Annotated in this window: 17 protein-coding genes; 8 read left to right on the top strand and 9 right to left on the bottom strand. The window is 55.5% G+C overall.

All coding sequences use genetic code 11. From position 1 onward, the window contains the following. Window positions 1-72: 72 nt before the first annotated feature. From argR to acs, 6 genes are all read right to left on the bottom strand, one after another. Complete coding sequence (gene argR / locus NTD86_RS23975; RefSeq protein ID WP_262205867.1) at window positions 73-1062, bottom strand: transcriptional regulator ArgR; 990 nt, start codon at window positions 1060-1062, stop codon at window positions 73-75. A gap of 135 nt (window positions 1063-1197) precedes the next feature. Beyond that, window positions 1198-1962 carry an ABC transporter ATP-binding protein gene (locus tag NTD86_RS23970; protein WP_262205866.1) on the bottom strand — a complete coding sequence of 255 codons (765 nt, stop codon included), beginning with the start codon at window positions 1960-1962 and terminating at the stop codon, window positions 1198-1200. A 52-nt stretch (window positions 1963-2014) separates the two neighbouring features. Further along, a complete protein-coding gene (locus NTD86_RS23965) occupies window positions 2015-2713 on the bottom strand; it encodes an ABC transporter permease (protein WP_262205865.1) in 699 nt (232 codons plus the stop codon). Next, on the bottom strand, window positions 2710-3399 hold the full coding sequence (locus NTD86_RS23960; RefSeq protein WP_262205864.1) for an ABC transporter permease: 690 nt from the start codon (window positions 3397-3399) through the stop codon (window positions 2710-2712). The genes NTD86_RS23965 and NTD86_RS23960 overlap by 4 nt, the downstream gene beginning before the upstream one ends. 103 nt (window positions 3400-3502) lie before the next feature. Then, window positions 3503-4288 carry an ABC transporter substrate-binding protein gene (locus tag NTD86_RS23955; RefSeq protein ID WP_262205863.1) on the bottom strand — a complete coding sequence of 262 codons (786 nt, stop codon included), beginning with the start codon at window positions 4286-4288 and terminating at the stop codon, window positions 3503-3505. Between the two features lie 591 nt (window positions 4289-4879). Continuing rightward, on the bottom strand, window positions 4880-6835 hold the full coding sequence (gene acs / locus NTD86_RS23950; protein WP_262205862.1) for an acetate--CoA ligase: 1956 nt from the start codon (window positions 6833-6835) through the stop codon (window positions 4880-4882). 416 nt (window positions 6836-7251) lie between these two features. On the opposite strand from acs, the gene NTD86_RS23945 reads away from it, so the two are divergent. Further along, on the top strand, window positions 7252-7515 hold the full coding sequence (locus NTD86_RS23945) for a DUF2790 domain-containing protein (RefSeq protein ID WP_262205861.1): 264 nt from the start codon (window positions 7252-7254) through the stop codon (window positions 7513-7515). 85 nt (window positions 7516-7600) lie between these two features. Here NTD86_RS23945 and NTD86_RS23940 read toward each other — a convergent pair whose 3' ends face one another. Further along, entirely contained in the window at window positions 7601-12916 is a 5316-nt protein-coding gene (locus NTD86_RS23940; protein WP_262205860.1) for a M35 family metallopeptidase, read from the bottom strand. A 556-nt stretch (window positions 12917-13472) separates the two neighbouring features. Here NTD86_RS23940 and NTD86_RS23935 point away from each other — a divergent pair. Together NTD86_RS23935 and NTD86_RS23930 are read left to right on the top strand one after the other, a co-directional pair. Next, the gene (locus NTD86_RS23935; RefSeq protein ID WP_262205859.1) at window positions 13473-14723 is read left to right on the top strand and encodes a ribonucleotide-diphosphate reductase subunit beta; all 1251 of its coding nucleotides are present in this window, start codon (window positions 13473-13475) and stop codon (window positions 14721-14723) included. Window positions 14724-14968: 245 nt separating this feature from the next. Beyond that, entirely contained in the window at window positions 14969-15286 is a 318-nt protein-coding gene (locus NTD86_RS23930; protein WP_262205858.1) for a helix-turn-helix transcriptional regulator, read from the top strand. A gap of 12 nt (window positions 15287-15298) precedes the next feature. On the opposite strand, the gene NTD86_RS23925 is transcribed toward NTD86_RS23930, so the two are convergent. Then, window positions 15299-16351, bottom strand: coding sequence for an MBL fold metallo-hydrolase (locus tag NTD86_RS23925; protein WP_262205857.1), 1053 nt, complete (start codon window positions 16349-16351; stop codon window positions 15299-15301). A 230-nt stretch (window positions 16352-16581) separates the two neighbouring features. On the opposite strand from NTD86_RS23925, the gene NTD86_RS23920 reads away from it, so the two are divergent. From NTD86_RS23920 to NTD86_RS23905, 4 genes are all read left to right on the top strand, one after another. Further along, the gene (locus NTD86_RS23920; RefSeq protein ID WP_262205856.1) at window positions 16582-17655 is read left to right on the top strand and encodes a diguanylate cyclase; all 1074 of its coding nucleotides are present in this window, start codon (window positions 16582-16584) and stop codon (window positions 17653-17655) included. Between the two features lie 134 nt (window positions 17656-17789). Beyond that, the gene (locus NTD86_RS23915; RefSeq protein WP_262205855.1) at window positions 17790-18095 is read left to right on the top strand and encodes a PepSY domain-containing protein; all 306 of its coding nucleotides are present in this window, start codon (window positions 17790-17792) and stop codon (window positions 18093-18095) included. A 233-nt stretch (window positions 18096-18328) separates the two neighbouring features. Then, window positions 18329-19522 (top strand): GAF domain-containing sensor histidine kinase, encoded by a 1194-nt coding sequence (locus NTD86_RS23910; protein ID WP_262205854.1) that lies wholly within the window; start codon window positions 18329-18331, stop codon window positions 19520-19522. A gap of 178 nt (window positions 19523-19700) precedes the next feature. Next, window positions 19701-20201, top strand: coding sequence for a GNAT family N-acetyltransferase (locus tag NTD86_RS23905; RefSeq protein ID WP_262205853.1), 501 nt, complete (start codon window positions 19701-19703; stop codon window positions 20199-20201). On the opposite strand, the gene NTD86_RS23900 is transcribed toward NTD86_RS23905, so the two are convergent. Then, a complete protein-coding gene (locus NTD86_RS23900) occupies window positions 20170-20676 on the bottom strand; it encodes a GyrI-like domain-containing protein (RefSeq protein WP_262205852.1) in 507 nt (168 codons plus the stop codon). The genes NTD86_RS23905 and NTD86_RS23900 overlap by 32 nt on opposite strands. Window positions 20677-20875: 199 nt before the next feature. Here NTD86_RS23900 and alaC point away from each other — a divergent pair, with 199 nt between their 5' ends. Then, window positions 20876-22084, top strand: coding sequence for an alanine transaminase (gene alaC, locus NTD86_RS23895; protein ID WP_262205851.1), 1209 nt, complete (start codon window positions 20876-20878; stop codon window positions 22082-22084). Window positions 22085-22094 lie beyond the last annotated feature (10 nt).

Genomic DNA, 22094 nt, shown 5'->3' with positions numbered 1-22094 from the left:
CTTGCTCGCGATCTTTTATAGATCAAAAGATCGCGAGACAAGCTTGCCCCTACGCATGCATCAAGGGCTGGCTCAGCCGCGCTCGGAAGGCACCGACGACAATTCGAACGGGCTGCTGCTGCGGCGCTGGTTGCGGTCTTCGCGCGGCGTGGCACCAAAGAAGTTGCGGTAGGCACTGGAGAAATGCGGCCCCGAGGAGAACCCGCATGACAAGCCGATCTGAATGATCGATTTGCTGGTCTGCATCAGCATTTGACGGGCCTTGTTCAAGCGCAGCTCAAGGTAGTACTGGCTCGGAACCCGGTTGAGGTATTGCTTGAAGATACGCTCCAGCTGGCGACGGGACACGCACACATGCTGCGCGATTTCATCGGTGGTCAGCGGCTCTTCAATGTTGGCTTCCATGAGCAACACGGCCTGGGTGAGTTTCGGATGGCTGGAGCCCAGGCGGTTTTGCAGCGGAATACGCTGACGCTCACCGCCTTCGCGAATCCGCTCGACCACCAGCTCTTCCGACACCGCCCCCGCCAGCTCCGCGCCGTGATCGCGAGCCAGCAAGGCCAGCAACAAGTCCAGCACCGACATGCCGCCACAGGCGCTCAGACGATCACGGTCCCAGTCAAACAAGTGGCTGGTGGCAATCACCTTGGGGAAGCGTTCGGCAAAGTCATCCTGCCAGCGCCAATGCACGGCCGCCCGATAACCATCGAGCAAGCCCAGTTGCGCCAAGGGATACACACCCGCCGACAGACCACCGATCACGCAGCCCGCGCGCACCAGTTGCTTGAGCGCACTGCTGAGCGCCGGGGCGATTGTGGCAGGCGGCTCATCGGCGACCAGAAACAGCTTCTGGCAGCCTTCGAGCTTTCCTGCCCACGGCTCGCCCGGCAATTGCCAGCCCCCTGCCACGACCTCGATCGGGGTTTCTGCACTGAGAAACACCAGTTCGTAAGCCACTTCCGGGTGTACCCGTTGGGCGACCCGCAAGGCCTCCTCGGCCAGCGCAAGCGTCAATGCTTTGGTGCTGGGCCAAATCAGGAAACCTATTCGATGGGCAGTCATGGCATGCAATCCGAAACGTGAACAGTGTTAATGCCGAAGGTGGCAACCACCAAGCTAGATCCGCCACCACGCTATTTATTATGGCGTGCAGCATGCACTAACTTGGTGCAAAAAGCAGTCTCGCGTAACGTTAAATTATTTGAGGCTGCCCGACAGGAACTGCTTCAAGCGCTCGCACTGCGGGTTCACCAGCACTTCACGCGGGTTGCCGCTCTCTTCGACAATCCCTTTGTGCAGGAACACCAGTTGGTTGGACACTTCGCGGGCAAAGCCCATTTCATGGGTCACCACCACCATGGTCCGGCCTTCCTGGGCAAGGTCTTGCATGACCTTCAACACATCACCCACCAATTCTGGGTCGAGGGCCGAGGTCGGCTCGTCAAACAGCATGACTTCCGGCTCCATCGCCAGCGCACGGGCAATCGCCACGCGCTGCTGTTCACCGCCGGACATGTGCCCAGGGTAGGCATCCTTGCGATGGGACACACCCACTTTGCTGAGGTAATGCTCGGCTTTATCCCGCGCTTCGGCCTTGGCCATGCCCAGTACGTGCACGGGCGCTTCCATGATGTTTTCCAGCGCGGTCATGTGTGACCACAGATTGAAATGCTGGAACACCATCGACAGACGCGAACGCATGCGCTGCAACTGCTTGGGATCGGCCGCCACCAGCGCGCCGTCTTTTTTCGCGACCAGCTTCAGCTCTTCGTTGTTGAGCAGGATCTTGCCGGCGTGCGGCTGCTCAAGCAGGTTGATGCAGCGCAAAAAGGTGCTTTTGCCCGAACCGCTGGAACCGATGATGCTGATTACATCACCCGCCTTTGCAGCCAGAGACACGCCTTTGAGCACTTCGTGACTGCCGTAGCGCTTATGCAGGTCTTGGACTTCAAGTTTGTACATGCTGTCGGTTCTCACAAAAACAGTGGGTCAGACGTTGAGCGTCGCTCAACTCTCAGGCCTTGCGCGGGGCCATGTAGCCCAGCCAGCGGCGCTCTGCCATTTTGAACAGGCGCACCAGAATGAAGGTCAGGCACAGGTAGAACGCACCGGCGGTGATGTAGGCTTCAAACGGCAGGTAATACTGCGCGTTGACCGTGCGTGCAGCGCCGGTGATGTCGATCAGGGTCACGATGGACGCCAGACTGGTGGTCTGCAGCATCATGATCACTTCGTTGCTGTATTGCGGCAGCGCGCGACGCATGGCCGACGGCAGCAGAATGCGGCGATACATTTTGCCCGGTGACATGCCCATCGCTTTGGCCGCTTCGATCTCGCCATGGGGCGTGGCCTTGAGGCTGCCCGCGATGATCTCGGCGGTGTAGGCACTGGTGTTGATCGAAAACGCCAGGCAAGCGCAAAAGGTCGCACTGGACAGCAAGGGCCAGAGGAAGCTTTCGCGCACGATGTCGAACTGCGCCAGGCCGTAGTAGATCAAAAACAGCTGCACCAGCATCGGCGTGCCGCGAATCACGTAGGTGTAGAGCCACGCCGGGAAGTTGACCCACGGGCGCTTCGAGACGCGCATCAAGCCCAGCGGCAACGCCACCAGCAAACCAAAGAACAGCGAAATACCCAGCAACTTGAGCGTTTCAACCATTCCACTCAGGTACAGCGGCATGCTGTCCCAAATGACGTTGTAGTCGAAGATCATAGCTCAGCCACCTTTACGCCTACCGAGTAGCGCTTTTCGAGTTGTCGCAACGCCAGCAGCGAAACACTGGTCATCACCAGGTACAGCGCTGCCACGGCAAGGAAGAAGGTAAAAGGTTCGCGGGTGGCATCGGCCGCCTGCTTGGCCTTGAACATCATGTCTTGCAAGCCAACCACCGAAATCAGCGCGGTGGCTTTGGTCAACACCAGCCAGTTATTGGTAAAGCCCGGAATCGCCAGGCGGATCATCTGTGGCACCAATACCCGGAAAAACACCTGCAAACGGCTCATGCCGTAAGCCATACCCGCTTCTGCCTGCCCCTTGGGGATCGCCATGAAGGCGCCACGAAAGGTTTCGGACAGGTACGCACCAAAGATAAAGCCCAGGGTGAACACACCGGCCGAGAAAGGATTGAGGTCGATGTAATCGTCGTAGCCCACCATCGGGGCAACGTTGTTCAGCAAATTCTGCCCGCCGTAAAAAATCAGCAGGATCAGCACCAGATCGGGAATCCCACGGATCACCGTTGAATACAGATCACCCAGCCAGGCCAACCAGCGCACTGGCGACAGGCGCATCGAAACACCAATCAGACCTAGAACAATGGCCAGGGCCATGGACGACAAGGCGAGCTGCAGCGTCAGCCAAGCGCCATCGAGGATGACAGCCCCGTAGCCTTTCAACATGATTCCGGCCCTCGAAAAATTAGCTCGAAAATGAGAATGAAAAATGGCGCAAACTTCAGAAATCCTGTCGCTTGCGCCATTTCAGACTTACAGCAGCGATGATTTACTTGGCTTCTGGGCCGTAAATATCGAAGTTGAAGTACTTGTCCTGAATTGCCTTGTACTTGCCGTTTGCACGGATAGCAGCAATCGCGGCATTGATGCGGTCCAGGTTCTCTTTATCGCCCTTGCGTACGGCGATGCCGATGCCATCACCAAAGTATTTGGCGTCAGTGAACGCAGGACCTACGAAGGCGTAGCCCTTGCCAGCCGGGGTATCCAGGAAACCTTCCTGCAACAGGGTGGCGTCAGCGACAGTGCCGTCCAGACGACCGGCTTCGATGTCCAGGTAGATTTCGTTCTGCGAGCTGTAAGGCACAACGGTCGCGCCTTTAGGAGCAAAGACTTCCTTGGCGAAACGGTCGTGGATCGAACCGCGTTGCACGCCGATCTTCTTGCCCTTGAGTTCATCAAGCGAATCGGAAACCGTTGTGCCTTCCTTCAGTACCAGGCGAGCCGGGGTCAGGTAGTAGCGGTTGGTGAAGTCGACAGACTTCTTGCGGTCGTCGGTGATCGACATCGATGACAGGATGGCGTCGATCTTGCGCACTTTAAGCGCAGGGATCAGGCCGTCGAATTCTTGCTCGACCCAGACGCATTTGACCTGCATCTGCTCGCACAGCGCGTTACCGATGTCATAGTCAAAGCCGACAATGCTGCCATCCGGCGCCTTGGAGGCAAACGGAGGGTAAGCGGCTTCAATGCCAATTTTCAGTGGCTTTGGATCAGCAAAAGCCTGCAAGGACAGCACGGACAGTGCCAGGGCGCCAAGAAGCACGAGTTTCTTCATCTTAGGACTCCATCGGTAAAGGGCAATAAATGCAGAGTGAGCCTAAGCCCAATATGCGGAGGTTAAACCGGGAATGCGGCGCCACGTCCTGCTGGCGTTGAACTGAGGGTCAGCACCACGACGACGAGCGAGTGAGCGGCATTCTAACGACAGGCTTCAAGCCGTTATTTCTTCAATGCGACAACATATTACAAATGCACCGAGAAAGGCGACTCCAGGCATTGACAGCTCTTCAAGTTCGTGCAAGAGCAAAAGATATAGAACCTATATGAGTTGCAAATAGCGGGCCTATTATTCGCAAACCCTTCTATTCCGGCAAGTCTAGCGTTCCATCTTATTTTCCGGGGCTCGCCAGGACGCTCTAAAACGGTGCCTTTGGTGTCACATCTGCCCGTTTTAGGGCGCACGGTTACACATGGGGTAACACCTTTAGAACCAAGATTGAACCTGTAGCCGCTGCAGAGGGCCGCGAAGCGCCGTGCTTTTATCAGTGTGCTTCGGACCATATCGCAGCCTGCGGCAGCGTCTACACAGGTCAAAAAAAGCCCCGCCTGACAAGTTCAGGCGGGGCTTTCTTACATCCAAGGTGCGTTATGCGACCTTCATGCTCTTGTGGGTATCGATCAAGTGTTGCACCACGCCCGGGTCAGCCAGGGTCGAAATATCCCCCAGGCCGTCGTACTCACCCGTGGCAATCTTGCGCAGGATGCGCCGCATGATTTTGCCCGAACGGGTTTTTGGCAAGCCCGGCGCCCACTGGATGACATCAGGCGAGGCAATCGGACCGATCTCCTTGCGTACCCAGTTTTTCAGCTCCTGGCGCAGCGCTTCGGTGGGTTCTTCGCCGCCATTGAGGGTGACGTAGACATAGATGCCCTGCCCCTTGATGTCATGCGGCACGCCGACAACGGCAGCCTCAGCCACCTTGGCATGCGCAACCATCGCGCTTTCGATTTCTGCCGTGCCCATGCGATGCCCGGAGACGTTGAGCACGTCGTCCACGCGACCGGTGATCCAGTAGTAACCGTCTTCATCACGGCGCGCACCGTCGCCCGTGAAGTACATGCCGCGGAAAGTCTTGAAATACGTGTCCACAAAACGATCATGGTCGCCGTACAAGGTACGCGCCTGCCCCGGCCACGAATCGAGAATCACCAAGTTGCCTTCGGCCGCCCCCTCAATGAGGTTGCCCAGGTTGTCCACCAGCGCGGGTACCACGCCAAAGAAAGGACGCGCCGCCGAACCCGGCTTGAGCGCATGGGCGCCCGGCAGCGGAGTCATCATGCAAGCACCGGTTTCGGTCTGCCACCAAGTATCCACAATCGGGCAACGCTCTTTGCCGACCGTGGTGTAGTACCAGTTCCAGGCCTCGGGGTTGATCGGCTCGCCCACCGAACCCAGCAGGCGCAAGCTCGAACCGTCAGCATCTTTAACGGCAGCCTGCCCTTCGGCCATCATGGCGCGAATTGCGGTAGGCGCGGTGTAGAGAATGTTGACCTTGTGCTTGTCGACGATTTTCGACACGCGGGTGATGTCTGGATAGTTCGGCACGCCTTCAAACAGGACGGTGGTCGCACCGTTTGCCAGCGGACCGTAGACGATATAGGTGTGGCCCGTGACCCAACCCACGTCGGCCGTACACCAGTAGACTTCGCCCGGACGGTAATCGAACACGCGTTCATGGGTCAGCGCGGCATACAGCAGGTAGCCGCCGGTGGTGTGCTGCACGCCCTTGGGCTTGCCGGTGGAGCCAGAGGTATAAAGGATGAACAGCGCTTCTTCGGCCCCCATTTCCTTGGGCGCGCAATGGGTGGAGGCGACAGCCATCAGATCGTGGTACCAGATATCACGGTGCTTGTACCAGGCAATGTCGCCGCCCGTACGCTTGAACACGATGATTTTCTGCACGCTGGAGGTGTCAGGGTTAGTCAACGCGATGTCCACGTTAGCTTTCAGCGCAGTGCGTTTGCCGCCACGCACGCCTTCGTCGGCTGTGATCACCACTTTGGATTTGCAGTCGATAATCCGCCCTGCCAATGCCTCCGGCGAGAAGCCGCCGAACACCACCGAGTGAATCGCGCCAATACGGGTACAGGCCAGCATTGCGACAACCGCCTCGGGCACCATGGGCATATAGATAGTGACAACGTCCCCCCGGTGAACGTCCTGACCGCGCAGGGCGTTGGCCAGCTTGCAGACTTCTTCGTGCAGTTCACGGTAGGTAATGTTGCGCTGCTCGGAAGGGTCATCGCCCTCCCAGATGATCGCGACCTGATCGCCCCGCTCGGCGAGGTGACGGTCCAGACAGTTGTAGGAAACGTTAAGAGTGCCGTCGGCAAACCATTTGATATCGACATGGTGATCGTCGAAAGAGGTCTGCTTAACAGTCGTAAACGGCTTGATCCAATCCAGACGCTGGGCTTGCTCGCGCCAGAAACCATCCGGGTTGATGACGGATTGCTGGTACATCGCCTTGTAGGTCGCCTCATCAGTCAGCGTATTGGCTGCAACCTCAGGGCGTACGGGATACAGGGAAGCGGCACTCATGTTTCATACCTCTATATTTGTAGTTGTTGTTTTATGACCCTGTTGTAGCCGGGCCTTGGCGTGAGATCCATTCGACGTTGGTAGTAAGAAACACCCAGAAAAACCATGGTTTTTCTACGCAAGGCTCAAGAACAATGCTTACAGCGCTTCCCCCCTTGTCGTCAGACTTGAAATACCTGAACACACGACCTGTTTTCGACGATTGTTGCAGAATCTGTCAACAGTCTTTATCAAAAGACCCTCTATATGCCTGCAGGGCGGCGGCCTAAAATTCGCCTCGCCAACCAAGGCACCGCGATTAACGCAAGTTACAGCCCCCACGAAGGCATTTTTAATCGCTCTTAATTAATCAAGTTTCACACGCAGCCTCAAAAGGGCCGCGTGACCCAACTCGCCCATCGACAGGTAAATACGAAATGAAAGCGTTGTTAGTTCTGGCCCTCAGCAGTGTGTGTGTTAGCGCTTTTGCTGATGAAGCAAGTACTCAGGTATCGCACCAGCAACCGGTTGTAGAACACTATTCCTACTCTTCTGAACTTGATATCGCCAAAGTAATTTCCATGAGCGAAATTCCTAATGTTTGCGAAGTTGTACCGGCTCAGATGGTTTACGAAGACTCGCAAGGTATAAAACACACCCTCGAATACCGCGTCATGGGCAACGGCTGCTCAAACGGTTAATCCGCACGTCATACACCGAGCGATCAGGCGGCAGGGCTTGCATGTGAACATGCAGCCCGCCGCTGCTTCGCACGCAACTACAAAATTAACGCCCGCGTCCGACCACGCTGTAGTTTTCCAGCCCGCCCCCTAAACGACTGATGATCAATGCCAGTGAGTCCGCATTGGCCAGAATGACGTCTGCACGCTTCAACTCATCATTTATGAAGATGTCTCGAGCTTGATCCAGCGATTGGGCCCCCGTTAATTTCACTATAGAGTCGGCGATCCTGGCATTGACTTCATGATTGTGCGAACTGATTGAACCTTGGACCCTGAACAACTCATCACGCGGCGTTCGTGCCGAGAGCCCCTCTTCTTGCAAGCGCCGAGTAGCGGTTGCGGAATTAGCTGTCGACGGCACAACATCTTGCAAAAACTCTACATACGGCAGTGCAGAGTTTATATAAGCGATGTCTTCGGCACCTGCCACTTGATGACACAACTCATGAATTAACGTGACCGCCCTGAAGTGCCCATTGAAATCAAATGGCGGCACGGTCGGCCTAAGTTCCTCCATCACCCCTGCCTGGCGAGCATCCAGTCGAGTGCGGAAAAAAGTGTCGAATAAATAAATATATTTTCTGCTATCAAGTTTCGTCACAAAGGCAATCAGATTAGGGTCACTGTCCCTGCTACGGCCCACCACATACCGTTTCGAATTCAGAGGGTTCATGGACGGTTTGATCAATCGGCTAAAAATACGCTCCAGTATCGTGTCTAGTTTTTTGGTTTGAAGTGCGGTCAAACGGGAGACACCCAGAAAATGCGTTAACCACGCCGCATGCCGCTGTGAAATCGGGTCATTGTCATAAATGCGTTTAAGCACCTCCCGCCCTTCATTCACATAATTGACGGCATATTGATGGGCTTCCTGGATGACGACTGCCTTGGCTGGATAGAGTTGGCGAATCTGTGCCATGCCTGTGGCTTCAGCAATAAAGCCACGCGTGCCCTGAGCCCCCTGTTGCCTGCTGAATATCGGCCCTCCACCGGGCAGCGGTTCTCGAATGTCGATCTCCCATCGCTGACTGGCCAGGTCACGATGCAGAGCAGGCCCCTCCTGATCATCGCTGAGACGAATACGCCATCGCCCGGCAACCTGGCTTATTTGAAAGACCCTGCCGCGAACAGCCGCATAGGTTTTTTCTGTCAGTGCCTGCCGGTAAATATCAGTCAACGGGTCGTGCTGTAACTCTGATAAAGAAACAGCATGTTCAATGTAGGGTTCTAGCGCTGTTCCATACTTAGCAGTGAAGCTCGCTTGCACGCCCGGCTCACTTGCAAAAGACGTGGTTTCATCAGAAGGCTCGAGGGTTTTTGCCGGCTTGCGTTGGCCACCCTCGGGCTGACGCATCGCCACCAACATCAACAGGCTGGTCACAAACTCGGTCACGGCCTCACCCCAGTGAGCTTGCGCTGCAGCACCGACAGCGGCCTTCAAGGTGTCTCTGGTTTGCCATATCGTCACCGGGAGGGTCAATCGTGCAGGCAAAAACAGGGTCACGGTTTCCATCACCAATGACAGCAACGTCTTGAATGAAGCCCAGTCAGCCTCGCCCCGGGTGATCGACTGTGACTTCGCCATATCCGATAACAAGCTGCAATTATCTTTATACAACCTTGACAACGCATTCCCCGTAAACGGCTGCTGTGAAATGGTCACCGGCGCTGGCGTAGTCATCGCATCAAAACTGAGGAAATCCTGGGCAATATAGGTGATGTGCGGCTCCTTGAACCCCCCATGGGCGTATTTTCTACGCGCCCCCGGGTCCAGGCGAGCCAGTATCTGGGTTTGCAGTTTTTCCCGGTTGAGCACATCCGACATAAAACTGGCTTCATCCGGATACTCTTTAATCGAGTACTCACGGCTGTAAGTGACCAGCAGAACCAATGGGCCTGTCGCGGTCGTCTCCGGGCCGATCAGGTACATCCCCTTGACCGTATCGGGTTCGGCATCAAGGCTGGAAAGCATATTGAGTGGCCGTATGATAATTCGCGTGCCATCAAGCAACTCTCGAGCGATACCGTCCGGCATGTTGAGAAAGCGCTCAATATAGCGATAGGCCTTATCGCTGAGCACGCCGGTCAATTTATAGCGAAATGCGATCTCCAGTAATTGAGGCGGCAGTTGGTCACAAAACAGCTTGAAACGACTACTGGCCTCCTCGGTATTAACGATCAATTTTTCTTCCAGCAGAGTGCGATACCTGACGCCCACATCAAGCTTGCGCACTAACGCCTTGATGTACTGTTCGTTCATCACGCCCGGCAGTAAAACGTTCTGCGACGTTGACAGCGTGAGACGCCCTGTCAATTGGCCGAAGCCGCGCAAGGCATACGCGGTCAACGTCTGGGTTGTACTGGATAACGCACTTCCCATTGAGGCAATTTCTCCTGCCCAGGCAGGCCCGCTGGCTTGTGTGGCGGTGACAGAGAGGGTGTTCGGGTCCAGCGATAGCAGGGGGAAATCTTTAGCCAGTTGTTTTTTCAATGCCTCAGCCGCGTAATCGTGGACATTCTTGATCCCATGCAAATAATCTCGGTCATCGCTCACCGCATTTCGATAACGCTGCAAAATACTTGCGTATTCAAACTTTTCAGCTGTTGTGGCTTGTGCCAGCGTCTCAGGCAGGGCCGTCTCAAACACCTCGGCATCGACTTGAAGCAACAGCGATGGCACCTGAAAACCGGCCTCGATTGCGCCAATATAGCTATCGACACTGCTCTGAAGCCCTTCACTTGAAAGCCCCGACGCCTCCCCTTGATTAAAGGCGCGTAGCGCGTCATCTAAATGGTGTTGCAGACGACTGGATTCCAGGTCGACCAGATAGTCCTGCTCAATAACAGAAAACGAAAACAACTCATGCGCCTCGCTCAACAACGCTTTGTTTTCAAGAAGAGTGGCGCGTTGAACGCTGTTTATCGTATCGGTGAGATCCACATATTCGACGCGATCAAGAATGCGCTGCCTTAAAACAGCCTGACACTGTTCAACGGAATCGAAAGACTCAAACTTTCGGGCCGGCGACCAAAGTACTGCATGCCCGGCACATGCAGACTGAAGCCCGCCGCGCTCCGTAATCAAGAAGCAGTTTTCAAGGCGTGCATTGAAGTTGATGCTTTTCAAGTACACCTCGACACGGTGAACGTCAGGTACAAAGTAGTAACTGGACGGCCGTGCCGATCTGACGCGAAACGTTTGCAATGCCGAAATAAAGTTAACCGCGCGTAGGCCCAGACGCTTTTCATGATTGAAGAAATAATACCCACCGGCCCATAACAACTGAGATTTCAGCTGTACCAGATCATCAAGCAGTGTTGCACCGGATGTTAACTGATCGATAAACACCGACTGCTTGAGGTACTGAGCAAAGTGAACCGCAACATCATGACTGGGTTCACGTAATACGCGATGCAGAACCAGACAGGCCTCCTGAGTCAGCGCCCCCGACGCCCGCTCAAACTGGACCAGCGCGGGTTCGGCCGGTAACGGTGTTTTTGCAGTCAAATGTTCAATAAAGGCATCGATTAACGCCATGGACGACGTTTTTGTAAGCGAGCCATTAGATGCAAAGGCAAATACTTTTACCTTGATCGTTTCGAGATCAAGCAAGGGCTGCCCTTCACGCTCACATTGCTCAGCGATCCTTTGCTTGCAAAACGCATGTAACGTTGGAAACGCCGATAACTTAGTGGTCACATCCCGATCCAGCGCCTCAATAAGCAACCGGATAATATCGAGCGGAATTTTAAGCTGCTCAAGCAGCTCTCCGGTGGTTTCAACAACCGTCTCCTGCAATGAAAAGCGAGTGCTCCAGCGGTAGTTATCAAAGGGGATATCCAGTTCAGGGTTGAGCAATACCCTGATATTAAGGGCATCGTCCAGAACGGCCAGCGTGATGCTCGCATAATCGACGGCTTGGTAAGACTTTGCATACACCGTATTGGTCTTCAACCACTCAGTCACGTACTCCATATCCGAGAGCATTTTTTTATGGAGCTGCGCTTCCAGTGCCGAAAACAGATCGTCATGCAGCAGGATGTACCCCATGCCGAGAGAGGGCGAGGTGCGCCACAAGGCGCGGTCCGCGCGTGCCACATAGCGGCTCAGGTGCGCATCAGGCAAAGGCGGAGCGCTCTCGAGCTCTTTGGGGAGCAAGACGTCAAAACGCGGGGCCGTGACTCGCTGAAAGTGTGACCAGTTATTGAAGACTTCCAGCCCACGGTCGCTCATAACGGCAAACGTGCCCTCAACGCCACCGATAAAAAAACCGTACCAGGCGACCAGTTCAACACGGGTATCCACCGTTTGCCTCAGGTGTATCAACACCCGTTCCACGTGGGGTTGATCAACACCTTGTACACACGCCTGCACCTGCCTGACTTCCAGCGCAGAGAGCATTCCATCGCGCTGTGCCTGAACAAGGCAGCTGAACAGCCGCTCACTCAGGGCATCCTGCACGCAGGCCTTCAAACTGGGGAAAAGCCCTTGTGGCTCATTCCAATAGCGTGAGATCGCCGTGGCATAGTCGCTGAACAGGTGACGGGTTGCCGCATCGAGAAAACTGACAAACTCCAACTCTATTTCAGCACTGCTTTTACTTGGCTCAGCGCCACAGGCCGCGCGGGGGACATAGTTTAATTGCTCGCGTTCCGGCAATGCTTTTTTCAAATAGTATTCAAACGCCCAATCCACTAATGGGCTATCAAGGGTGATGTCATGCCGTATGACACTCTTCTCACAGCCAGCAGGTGTTGAAGCGGCTTTCTCGTCCAGTTTCGACTTCAACCCGTTATAAACAACGGTACGAACGGATGGCATCTGCGACATGACTTCATGGGTGACAAACCGATCCTCTACCAAAGAGCGCTCGACGTTCTCACTGATGCTCTTGAACACAGGCAACTCAAGCGGCGTCAGGGTCACGCGGATTTCGCCTTCGCCCAATAACCCCTGGCGCATGGCCAAGGGGATAAAACGCAACAGCGGCGATCGGTCATCCACGATCAACTGTTCATTGAAAGCCCGAAGCAACTGCGACCAGTTCAAGAACTTATGCAGCCCCGTGGCCAAGCTATAGAGAAAATAACTGTCAGACGCCAACTTCCCGGTGGAAAGGACAAACGCCCCTCGTAAATAGGCTGGCTGAGCACTCGGGTGCGCCAACGTAACGTGGCTCGCATAAAGAGGCGCAATGGCAGGTACACCCCTTGTCGAATAAGGTCCACCGGCCTGTTGCAGCCAACGGCTCTGCGCCTCGGTAATGAGGCCCTCGGCCAACGCGGCATTGACACACCGTTCAAAGTCCGATTTTAGAAAGTGCTCTGAGTAATACGTGAACTGTTCTGGTCCGCTCATGCTGGTGTCCTTGTCATTGAGGCGCAGTCACGTGTCAAACACGCCCACTACCGTTGATGACAAAAACATACCCATCTGGGCGCTTGAATAAGCACTACATAGAGCTATGCGCGTTTAGACGGCCCCCTGCAGCGCTCATTAGCGACTAGAGTGATAAAACCGACCTGGCTTGGCTTGACCGGCAAAGCCGCGCCGGGCCGTTGCGACGCTCATGTCCAGGAAAAACTCAGGACAAAGGGTCGCAGCGGTTGAAAAAAAACTGGCTGAAATACCCGGCACAAACCCCGTATACTGCGGCCGGCAAAAGGGCTTGAAATACCCCTTGTGCGGGCTTTGAACCCACGCTGCTCCGGCCCAGGGCCAGGTTGAGATACAGAAACGTCTGCATCCCCTCTGCGACAGCGGGACAACCCTACGAATACATTCATGTTTTTGCGTGCGCTTACCGCTACTGCAAGCAACATTCCATAGATCCAAGCGGCCAATGGCTGTGTGGCAACTCGACGATCAGTGTTATCACACGGCCATCAGGCCCTCACGCAGGAGACGACACGTCATGCTGAGCTGGGACGAATTCGACAAAGAAGACGAAGCAGAAGTCGCCGTTAAAGGCGCTAATGCAGGCAATGCAGCCGAAGCCAACATGGACCGTCTGGACGCTGCTGGCGGCATTGCTGCCCAGGAAGCACGCGCAGTCACCGCCAACGATTCGGCTGCCATCAAGCGCGCCAAGGCGGCCCTGGACAAACTCGACATCGCCGAAGGTTTGGCAGAACTTGAAGGCGCCAGCGCTCGCGTGGCCGTCGATGAAAAACGCATGATCAACTGCCGTGCCGACTTGAACCAGCTCGTACCGTTCAAGTACGACTGGGCCTGGCAGAAGTATCTGGACGGTTGCGCAAACCACTGGATGCCGCAAGAAGTCAACATGACCGCCGACATCGCCCTCTGGAAAAACCCCGAAGGCCTGACCGACGACGAACGTCGCATCGTAATGCGCAACCTGGGCTTCTTCTCCACCGCTGACTCCCTGGTTGCCAACAACCTGGTGCTGGCCGTGTACCGCCTGATCACCAACCCGGAATGCCGCCAGTACATCCTGCGCCAGGCGTTCGAGGAAGCGATCCACACCCACGCCTACCAGTACTGCATCGAATCGCTGGCGATGGATGAAGGCGAGATTTTCAACATGTACCACGAGATCCCATCGGTCGCCAAAAAGGCCACCTGGGGTCTGAAGTACACCCGCTCGATCTCCGACCCGGAGTTCAAGACCGGCACCGTCGAGACCGACAAGGAACTGCTGCGCAACCTGATCGCCTACTACTGCGTTCTGGAAGGCATCTTCTTCTACTGCGGCTTTACCCAGATCCTGTCGATGGGCCGCCGCAACAAAATGACCGGTGTTGCCGAGCAATTCCAGTACATCCTGCGTGACGAGTCCATGCACCTGAACTTCGGTATCGATGTGATCAACCAGATCAAAATCGAAAACCCGCATCTGTGGGACGCTGAAATGAAGGAAGAAGCGACCCAGATGATCCTGCAGGGCACCCAGCTCGAGATCGAATACGCACGTGACACCATGCCACGCGGCGTACTGGGCATGAACGCGGCCATGATGGAGGACTACCTCAAGTTCATCGCCAACCGCCGCCTGTCGCAAATCGGCCTTAAAGAAGAATACCCGGGCACCACCAACCCATTCCCATGGATGAGCGAAATCATGGACTTGAAGAAAGAGAAAAACTTCTTCGAGACACGGGTTATCGAGTACCAGACTGGCGGCGCGTTGAGCTGGGATTGATTCCGGGCTTGATCTGACTGCTATTAAAAAGGGGCTGCCGCGAGGTGGCCCTTTTTTTGATCTTTAAGAGAGGACAGATCGCCTACCTATCGAAGTTTTCGACCGTTACCTGTCCTACAAACGGGCTTGAATCGCGGCTTCTGCCGACCCTAACCGATTCAAAAAATGAGTTTGATCGACCATGAAAACAACTGTATAAAAACACAGTATATTTTCAAGCATTGACTCAGCCCCGGAGATCCGCCATGTCCAACGCAGCCATGCGCAGCACGTTTGAACGCATCATCATCAACCAATTCACCCCGCTGCACTGTGCCCAAGCGCGTGAAATGCTCGATTGGAGCTGGGAGCGCCTGAGCCAGCAATCCAAGGTCTCAGTACCGGCCATTCAGCGCTTCGAAGCCGGCGGGCCCGTGCGTGATGTGACTCGCCTGGCACTGGCTTATGCGCTTGAAGCAGAAGGGCTGGTGTTCTTCCCCGGCTTTGCACCCGGTCGCGGCAGCAATATCCGGGGCACAACACCCGACCCCATGGATCGGGAAGACTTCGCCCTGATCGAATAAACCACTCGCCCCTCAGAGGTTGGCGTGCCTGGCAGGTGCCTCATCGGTGGCTTGCACGTCCAGCCACCACGCGCGGCCTTTATGGGGATGCATCAGGTTAAAGGCCTCCCCCATGGCAGGTGTCGTGATGAGTACATCACGCTCGGCCGCCAGGGCCACAATGCGATCAAACGGTTCGTACCAGGCATGAAAGGCCAGATCAAAAGTACCGTTATGGATCGGCAGTAACCAGCGGCCTTTCAAATCGATATGGGCCTGCAAGCTGTGTTCAGGTTGCATGTGCACATCAGGCCAGTCGACGTTGTAGGCGCCCGTTTCCATGAGGGTCAGATCAAAGGGGCCAAATTGCTCACCGATTTCTTTGAAACCGTCGAAGTAACCTGAATCGCCACTAAAGAAAATTCGTACATCGTCAATGATCATCACCCATGACACCCACAGTGTCTCGTTGTGATCAAACAGCCCCCGACCGGAAAAGTGCTGGCACGGTGTCGCGATAAAACGAATACCGTCGCGTCGGGTTTCTTGCCACCAATCCAGCTGTTCCACCTTTTGCGCGGGTACGCCCCACTTGATCAGCAGATCGCCCACCCCCAGCGGAGCCAAAAAGTGCTGCGTCTTGGCCGCCAGTTGCAACACGGTTTGTTGATCAAGGTGATCATAGTGGTTATGCGACAAGATCACGGCCTCCAGGGGGGGAAGCTCCTGGAGGCTAATTGGCGGTGCGTGGAAGCGCTTGGGGCCAGCCCATTGAAAAGGCGAAGCACGCTCGGCGTACACCGGATCGGTGAGCCAGAACTTACCCTTGAGCTTGAGCAACAGCGTTGAATGCCCCAGTCGGAAGACACTGAAGTCCGGGGCGTTCTGCAGCGCTTCGCGGGTCAATGGCGTGACTGGAATCGGCGAAGCAGGCCGTGTGTTTGAAGGCTTTTGAAATAGCATCCGCCAGAAAATGCCCAGGGTCTTGCCCAGACTCGCGGCGGGCCTCACACCCTGATTTCGAAACTTCCCTTCATACTGCTCGGCAGGCTTTAGACCGCCCGTTTTAGAGGACTCGATAGGCATGCTTCAACGACTCCAGAACACAAAGTGCAATTATTACGCGGGTTATTTCGACGATAGAAGGTCAATCGTCATTTTCTAACGTCAAAACACAGATCTTTAGGCATACACTGTCAAAAATCAGGCAGAATGCCACTATTGATGATCGACATTAGCTACGCATTAAAACGATAATTCTCCGTTTCTACGGATGTTAGTGGCACACAGTGCCGCAACACCTTGCGCAGATGAATATGGACAATCAACAAGGCAGAGGTTTGTCATTTTCGCAGCGCATTTATGTGCCGCGAACCTTTGGCCTAGGGATTGGCTGCGTCTGCATGATGCCAACGTTTTACCCACTGGACATGCCCGCCTGGGTCTGGATGCTGTTCCTCGCCTCGGGCTTTGCCTGGCCGCACCTGGCCTACCTGCGCTCTTCACGCTCGCGCTACCCTTATCGCGCTGAGCGTCGCAACATACTCTTCGACTCCGTGCTGGGCGGTTTCTGGGCCGCTACCCTGCAGTTCAATCCCCTGCCGGCGGTCATTATTGTGTCGATGATGACCATGAACAATGTGGCGGTGGGCGGCGTAAAAATGCTGCTGCGCGGGCTCGCCGCCCAAGGCCTGGGGGTCGTTGTTTCATGGTTGGTCTTCGGGTTTGCCTTCACCCCTTACACCACGCCCATCCAGATCTATGGGTGCCTGCCCATCCTGGTCATTTATCCATTTGTGGTAGGCATGGTCAGCTATCGGATGGCAGCGACACTGGCTGCCCATAAGCGCACCTTGAGCACCCTCAGCCGTACCGACAGCCTGACCGGGCTGCTCAACCACGGCTCATGGAAAGACCTGTTGCAACTCAGTTTCCATGCCTGCAAGCAAACACAAGGCGACGCCACTCTTGCGCTCATTGATATCGATCATTTCAAACGCATCAATGACACCTACGGGCATATCGTGGGCGACAGCGTGTTGCGCCAGTTCAGCCTTGTGCTCAAGGAAAACCTGCGCGCAGATGACCTGGCCGGACGCTATGGCGGAGATGAGTTCTGCGTAATTCTGCCCAACCGCTCATTGGTACAAACCCAGGAGATCATGGAGCGCCTGCGCAGCCTTTGTTGCGACTTTCGCTACCTCGACGAGCCTGAGCTGCGCTTGAGCCTGAGCATCGGCCTGGCTTCTTGCCAGCCAGCCTTCGATGACGCCTCAATGTGGCTCAACGAGGCTGACAAGGCGCTGTACATCGCCAAGAATACCGGCCGCAATAAAATCAGCGTGGGGTGCGCCGACCTCCTGACAGAAGCTGTCCTGCCTAAGGCTTAGCGCAGGCCGCAACGCTGGTGTCGCCAAGGGTACTTCACCTCCTTGGCAGCAGGTGAAGGGGAAAATTAAGGGTGAGTTAAGTTGTCATGGTTACTCTGATCCCACTTAAGCCGTTCACCCAAGAGGGATTAACCATGAAAGCATTTAACGCAATCTTCGCCGCGGGCGCCCTGACCCTGACAGCTGGCCTGGCACAAGCCGATGTACGTCCTGACCATATTCCGGGCTTGCTCAAATCGGGCGAAGTGGCCGCCTTCGAAAAACTCAACCAGGCCGCATTAGACAAACACCCTGGCGCGACCATTCTGGACACCGAACTGGATCACTCCTACGGCAAGCTGGTGTATGAAGTTGAACTTCGGGACACCAAAGGCGTTAAGTGGGATGTCGACCTGGACGCAAAAACAGCCGAAGTCCTGCAAGACAAACAGGACACCTGAGCCCCCGCAAATGCCTGCCAGGTATGAGCGCGTGGAGCGATCTGTTTAAAGATCGCTCCACGCACTCGTTTCTTTAAAGAATGCTGCGTGATTGTTTACCCGTAGGAGCCGCTCACGCCTGTGACATGACCTTTCATCGAAAAAAACTGCATACACTTTTTATACAAATTTGTATCAATCTTTACCGACTCGCTAGAATCACCTTTTATAACATTTAGCCGAGATGTGCTTTTATGAGACCCAGCGCCGCTGCGGATATCGCAACGATTAACCGGATCAGCGCAGTCCCGGCAATGCTTCAAGTCATTACCGAAATGACCGGCATGCGCTTCGCCGCCGTTGCCCGCGTAACCCAACACACCTGGACAGCCTGCGCCGTGCTGGACAACCTGGGGTTTGGACTCAAACCGGGGGGAGAACTGGATCTGGCAACGACCTTGTGCTTTGAAAGCATGAACTCGAACCTGCCCATTATCATCGATAAAGCCAGTGAAGATCCGCTGTACCAAGATCACCGAACCCCCAAGATCTATCAGTTCGAGAGCTACATTACGATCCCGGTGTACCGGGCCGATGGCGACCTTTTTGGAACGTTGTGTGCGCTGGACCCAGAGCCCGCCGCGCTTAAAAACAGCTCGATCCAAACCACGATGGAGTCATTTGCGCGCCTGCTCACGCTACAGATCGAAACCGAAGAAAACCTTCAACAGGTCGAAACGGAACTCGCGCTGGCACGTGAACATGCAGAGTTGCGCGAACAGTTCATTGCGGTGCTTGGCCATGATCTGCGCAACCCGCTGTTTGCCATGACCACGGCGGCCGAACGCCTGCTGTGCAAACATCCCGACCCTCAGACCAATGATTTGGTGCAACACATCAGGACTTGCGGGCTGCGGGCCTCGCAGTTGGTCGAAGATGTGCTGGACTTCGCCCGTGGCAGACTCGGCAGCGGTATTCCGGTCCATCTGCGCCAGTGCCCGGATCTGGACCAGGTCCTTGAACACGTGGTCTCGGAAGTCCGGCATATTTACCCCGAGCGGCAGATCAATTCGATCATTGGGCCACTGGATGTGATTGAGTGCGACAGCAACCGGCTGGCTCAACTGCTGTCCAATCTGCTCACAAATGCCATTACCCACGGCTCTGCGACAGGGCCGGTGCAGATCCGTTGCGAGACCCACGCGGCGGTGTTTACGCTCAGCGTGACCAATCAGGGCATCCCCATTCCAACGCAGGCGGTCCAGCAACTGTTTCAACCTTACTCGCGTCCTGCCACCGACACACCACAAGCCGGACTTGGCCTGGGCCTGTACATTGCCAGCCAGATCGCCTTGTCCCACAATGGCCGCCTGAGTGTGCTGTCAGACGAACTGCAAGGCACGACATTCACCTTTACTATGCCGCTTTCGCTGCCTCCCGAGCCCTAGGGTCTGATCCCGCTTCATTGCAAGGCGCGTCACTGGCTAAATTTGACACGTGACCCGAAGGGAAGAAGGCGGCGTTGCTTTAAGCTAATTAGAAACAACCAAACCACGCTTCTCGCGCCTTGCCCTGCACCACGTGGGCTTTGGTCGCGGCTGAAATGAAACGGGAACAGCCCCTCGCATGACCACTCGCCTCTGCGCCTATGAAGACCTGAATGCCAAACAGCGCGAGCAGCTGAACAGCCTTGAAGTGTTTCCAGAACAAATACCGTTTTGTGGCGACATTTACTGCGCCTTGTATTCATTGCCTGCACAACGGCATCCGGGGATACAAGGCCTGGTGTTGTTGCACCACGAACACCCCGTCGCCTTCATGCTGCTCAAACGCTTTCCGCTGCTGGCGCACTGGGCCGCGCCCGACAGCGCGACGCTGCATGCCTTGCAGGTCGACAAGCGGGTGCAGGGCCAAGGGCTGGGCAAAATCTGCCTGCGTCTGCTGGCACAGTCTGTCCATCATTACTGGCCCGAGATCAACCAACTGATGCTGTCCGTAAACCCCGCCAACACCTCGGCCGTGGCTTTATATCTGAGCCAAGGCTGGTTCGAGAGTGGCGAGGCCTACCGCGGGGAACGCCGCCTGGTCTTGCCTCTTACCCCCTGGCAGGTGAAGCCCGCGGCTTGACCGGTAGCCAGATCTCCAGCACGCCCGTCAGGGTTTGCACGTCGTAATCCGGGCTATAACGCTCAAACTCAGGTGCATCCACCGCTTCATAGTCGGAGCTTGGCAGCCAGTCGTTCCAGATTGCCTGGAACATCTGCCCCAGATTATCCAGCGAGCCGCGGTGCTCAAAGACGGCGTAGTTTTGCTCTTGCAGCTCTACCCAACGATAGTGCTCCGGCAAATCATCCCGCGTGCTGACCCGGACCCCGGCGATGTATTCAAAACCGCCTTTACCGTCCGGGTTGCAGCAAACGCCGTAAGTTTCATCGCCCTCCCGATTAGGAATATGCTCAATATCTGCTAAGAATTTAGCCCAAAGCGATGGAATGTCTTGGGCAGTGTCTTGGGTAAAGCGCCCTCCCCATCCCGCAACCAATAAAAACGGGCTTTTGGTAAAACGCGGAACCGGCAATTTGTACTTTTTTGATGTGTCCATAGGAGTGCACTCATTAAGTGAGAAGGCAATTTCTCGGTGAAGCATAGGAATAAAACCCAAAAACATCTGGATTTTAAGAAAAAAGTCTCGCCAGACCTCTAGACAGAAGGCCATTTTCGCCCTTATTGTTTCGCCGCAGACCACCGCAGTGGTCAACGTCGCTCGGACGGTTCCGGGCGCTTACGTATCAGAGGCATACATGGCAGACCAAGGTTCGCCGCGCCGCTTTGCGCGCATTGATCGACTCCCCCCTTACGTGTTCAACATCACCGCCGAGCTGAAGATGGCCGCCCGACGCCGTGGCGAAGACATCATCGATTTCAGCATGGGCAACCCTGATGGTGCGACACCGCCGCACATCGTTGAAAAACTCTGCACCGTCGCACAACGTGAGGATACTCACGGCTACTCGACTTCGCGTGGCATTCCGCGTCTGCGCAGGGCTATTTCACGTTGGTACGCCGACCGTTACGACGTTGAGATCGATCCGGAAAACGAAGCCATCGTCACCATTGGTTCCAAGGAAGGCCTGGCACACTTGATGCTGGCTACCCTCGATCAGGGCGACACCGTTCTGGTACCCAACCCCAGTTATCCGATCCACATCTACGGCGCAGTCATTGCCGGCGCGCAGGTACGCTCGGTGCCCCTGATACCGGGCGTGGACTTTTTTGCAGAGCTGGAAAAAGCCATTCGCGGCTCGATTCCCAAGCCCAAGATGATGATTCTGGGCTTTCCCTCGAACCCGACCGCGCAATGTGTCGAGCTGGATTTCTTTGAGCGCGTAGTCGCTTTGGCCAAGCAATATGACGTCCTGGTGGTCCACGACCTGGCCTACGCGGACATTGTCTATGACGGCTGGAAAGCCCCCTCGATCATGCAGGTTCCGGGTGCCAAAGACGTCGCCGTAGAGTTCTTTACCCTGTCCAAAAGCTACAACATGGCCGGATGGCGAATCGGCTTTATGGTCGGTAACCCTGAGCTTGTCAGCGCATTGGCACGAATCAAGAGCTACCACGACTACGGCACCTTCACCCCGCTGCAAGTAGCGGCCATTGCTGCACTCGAAGGTGATCAGCAATGCGTCAAAGACATTGCCGAGCAGTACCGCCAGCGTCGTAACGTATTGGTTAAAGGGCTGCACGAGCTGGGCTGGATGGTCGAAAACCCGAAAGCCTCGATGTACGTCTGGGCCAAGATTCCCAAGGCTTATGCCGACATGGGGTCGCTGGAGTTCGCCAAGAAACTGCTGGCCGATGCCAAGGTGTGTGTCTCGCCGGGTGTCGGTTTTGGCGAGTATGGTGATGACCATGTACGGTTTGCCCTGATTGAAAACCAGGACCGTATCCGCCAGGCCTTGCGTGGTATCCGCGCGATGTTCCGAGCGGACGGGCTGAGCGCCAGTTAAATCAACACCT

The organism is Pseudomonas sp. 7P_10.2_Bac1 (assembly GCF_025465935.1).
Classification (GTDB): Bacteria; Pseudomonadota; Gammaproteobacteria; order Pseudomonadales; family Pseudomonadaceae; genus Aquipseudomonas.
This window is presented reverse-complemented; position numbering and strand designations above follow the sequence as displayed.

What these genes read in the sequence shown, in the direction of transcription:
- argR (WP_262205867.1), bottom strand. Translation starts at nt 1,062, where the DNA reads ATGACTGCCCATCGAATAGGTTTCCTGATTTGGCCCAGCACCAAAGCA.
- NTD86_RS23970 (WP_262205866.1), bottom strand. Translation starts at nt 1,962, where the DNA reads ATGTACAAACTTGAAGTCCAAGACCTGCATAAGCGCTACGGCAGTCAC.
- NTD86_RS23965 (WP_262205865.1), bottom strand. Translation starts at nt 2,713, where the DNA reads ATGATCTTCGACTACAACGTCATTTGGGACAGCATGCCGCTGTACCTG.
- NTD86_RS23960 (WP_262205864.1), bottom strand. Translation starts at nt 3,399, where the DNA reads ATGTTGAAAGGCTACGGGGCTGTCATCCTCGATGGCGCTTGGCTGACG.
- NTD86_RS23955 (WP_262205863.1), bottom strand. Translation starts at nt 4,288, where the DNA reads ATGAAGAAACTCGTGCTTCTTGGCGCCCTGGCACTGTCCGTGCTGTCC.
- acs (WP_262205862.1), bottom strand. Translation starts at nt 6,835, where the DNA reads ATGAGTGCCGCTTCCCTGTATCCCGTACGCCCTGAGGTTGCAGCCAAT.
- NTD86_RS23945 (WP_262205861.1), top strand. Translation starts at nt 7,252, where the DNA reads ATGAAAGCGTTGTTAGTTCTGGCCCTCAGCAGTGTGTGTGTTAGCGCT.
- NTD86_RS23940 (WP_262205860.1), bottom strand. Translation starts at nt 12,916, where the DNA reads ATGAGCGGACCAGAACAGTTCACGTATTACTCAGAGCACTTTCTAAAA.
- NTD86_RS23935 (WP_262205859.1), top strand. Translation starts at nt 13,473, where the DNA reads ATGCTGAGCTGGGACGAATTCGACAAAGAAGACGAAGCAGAAGTCGCC.
- NTD86_RS23930 (WP_262205858.1), top strand. Translation starts at nt 14,969, where the DNA reads ATGTCCAACGCAGCCATGCGCAGCACGTTTGAACGCATCATCATCAAC.
- NTD86_RS23925 (WP_262205857.1), bottom strand. Translation starts at nt 16,351, where the DNA reads ATGCCTATCGAGTCCTCTAAAACGGGCGGTCTAAAGCCTGCCGAGCAG.
- NTD86_RS23920 (WP_262205856.1), top strand. Translation starts at nt 16,582, where the DNA reads ATGGACAATCAACAAGGCAGAGGTTTGTCATTTTCGCAGCGCATTTAT.
- NTD86_RS23915 (WP_262205855.1), top strand. Translation starts at nt 17,790, where the DNA reads ATGAAAGCATTTAACGCAATCTTCGCCGCGGGCGCCCTGACCCTGACA.
- NTD86_RS23910 (WP_262205854.1), top strand. Translation starts at nt 18,329, where the DNA reads ATGAGACCCAGCGCCGCTGCGGATATCGCAACGATTAACCGGATCAGC.
- NTD86_RS23905 (WP_262205853.1), top strand. Translation starts at nt 19,701, where the DNA reads ATGACCACTCGCCTCTGCGCCTATGAAGACCTGAATGCCAAACAGCGC.
- NTD86_RS23900 (WP_262205852.1), bottom strand. Translation starts at nt 20,676, where the DNA reads ATGGACACATCAAAAAAGTACAAATTGCCGGTTCCGCGTTTTACCAAA.
- alaC (WP_262205851.1), top strand. Translation starts at nt 20,876, where the DNA reads ATGGCAGACCAAGGTTCGCCGCGCCGCTTTGCGCGCATTGATCGACTC.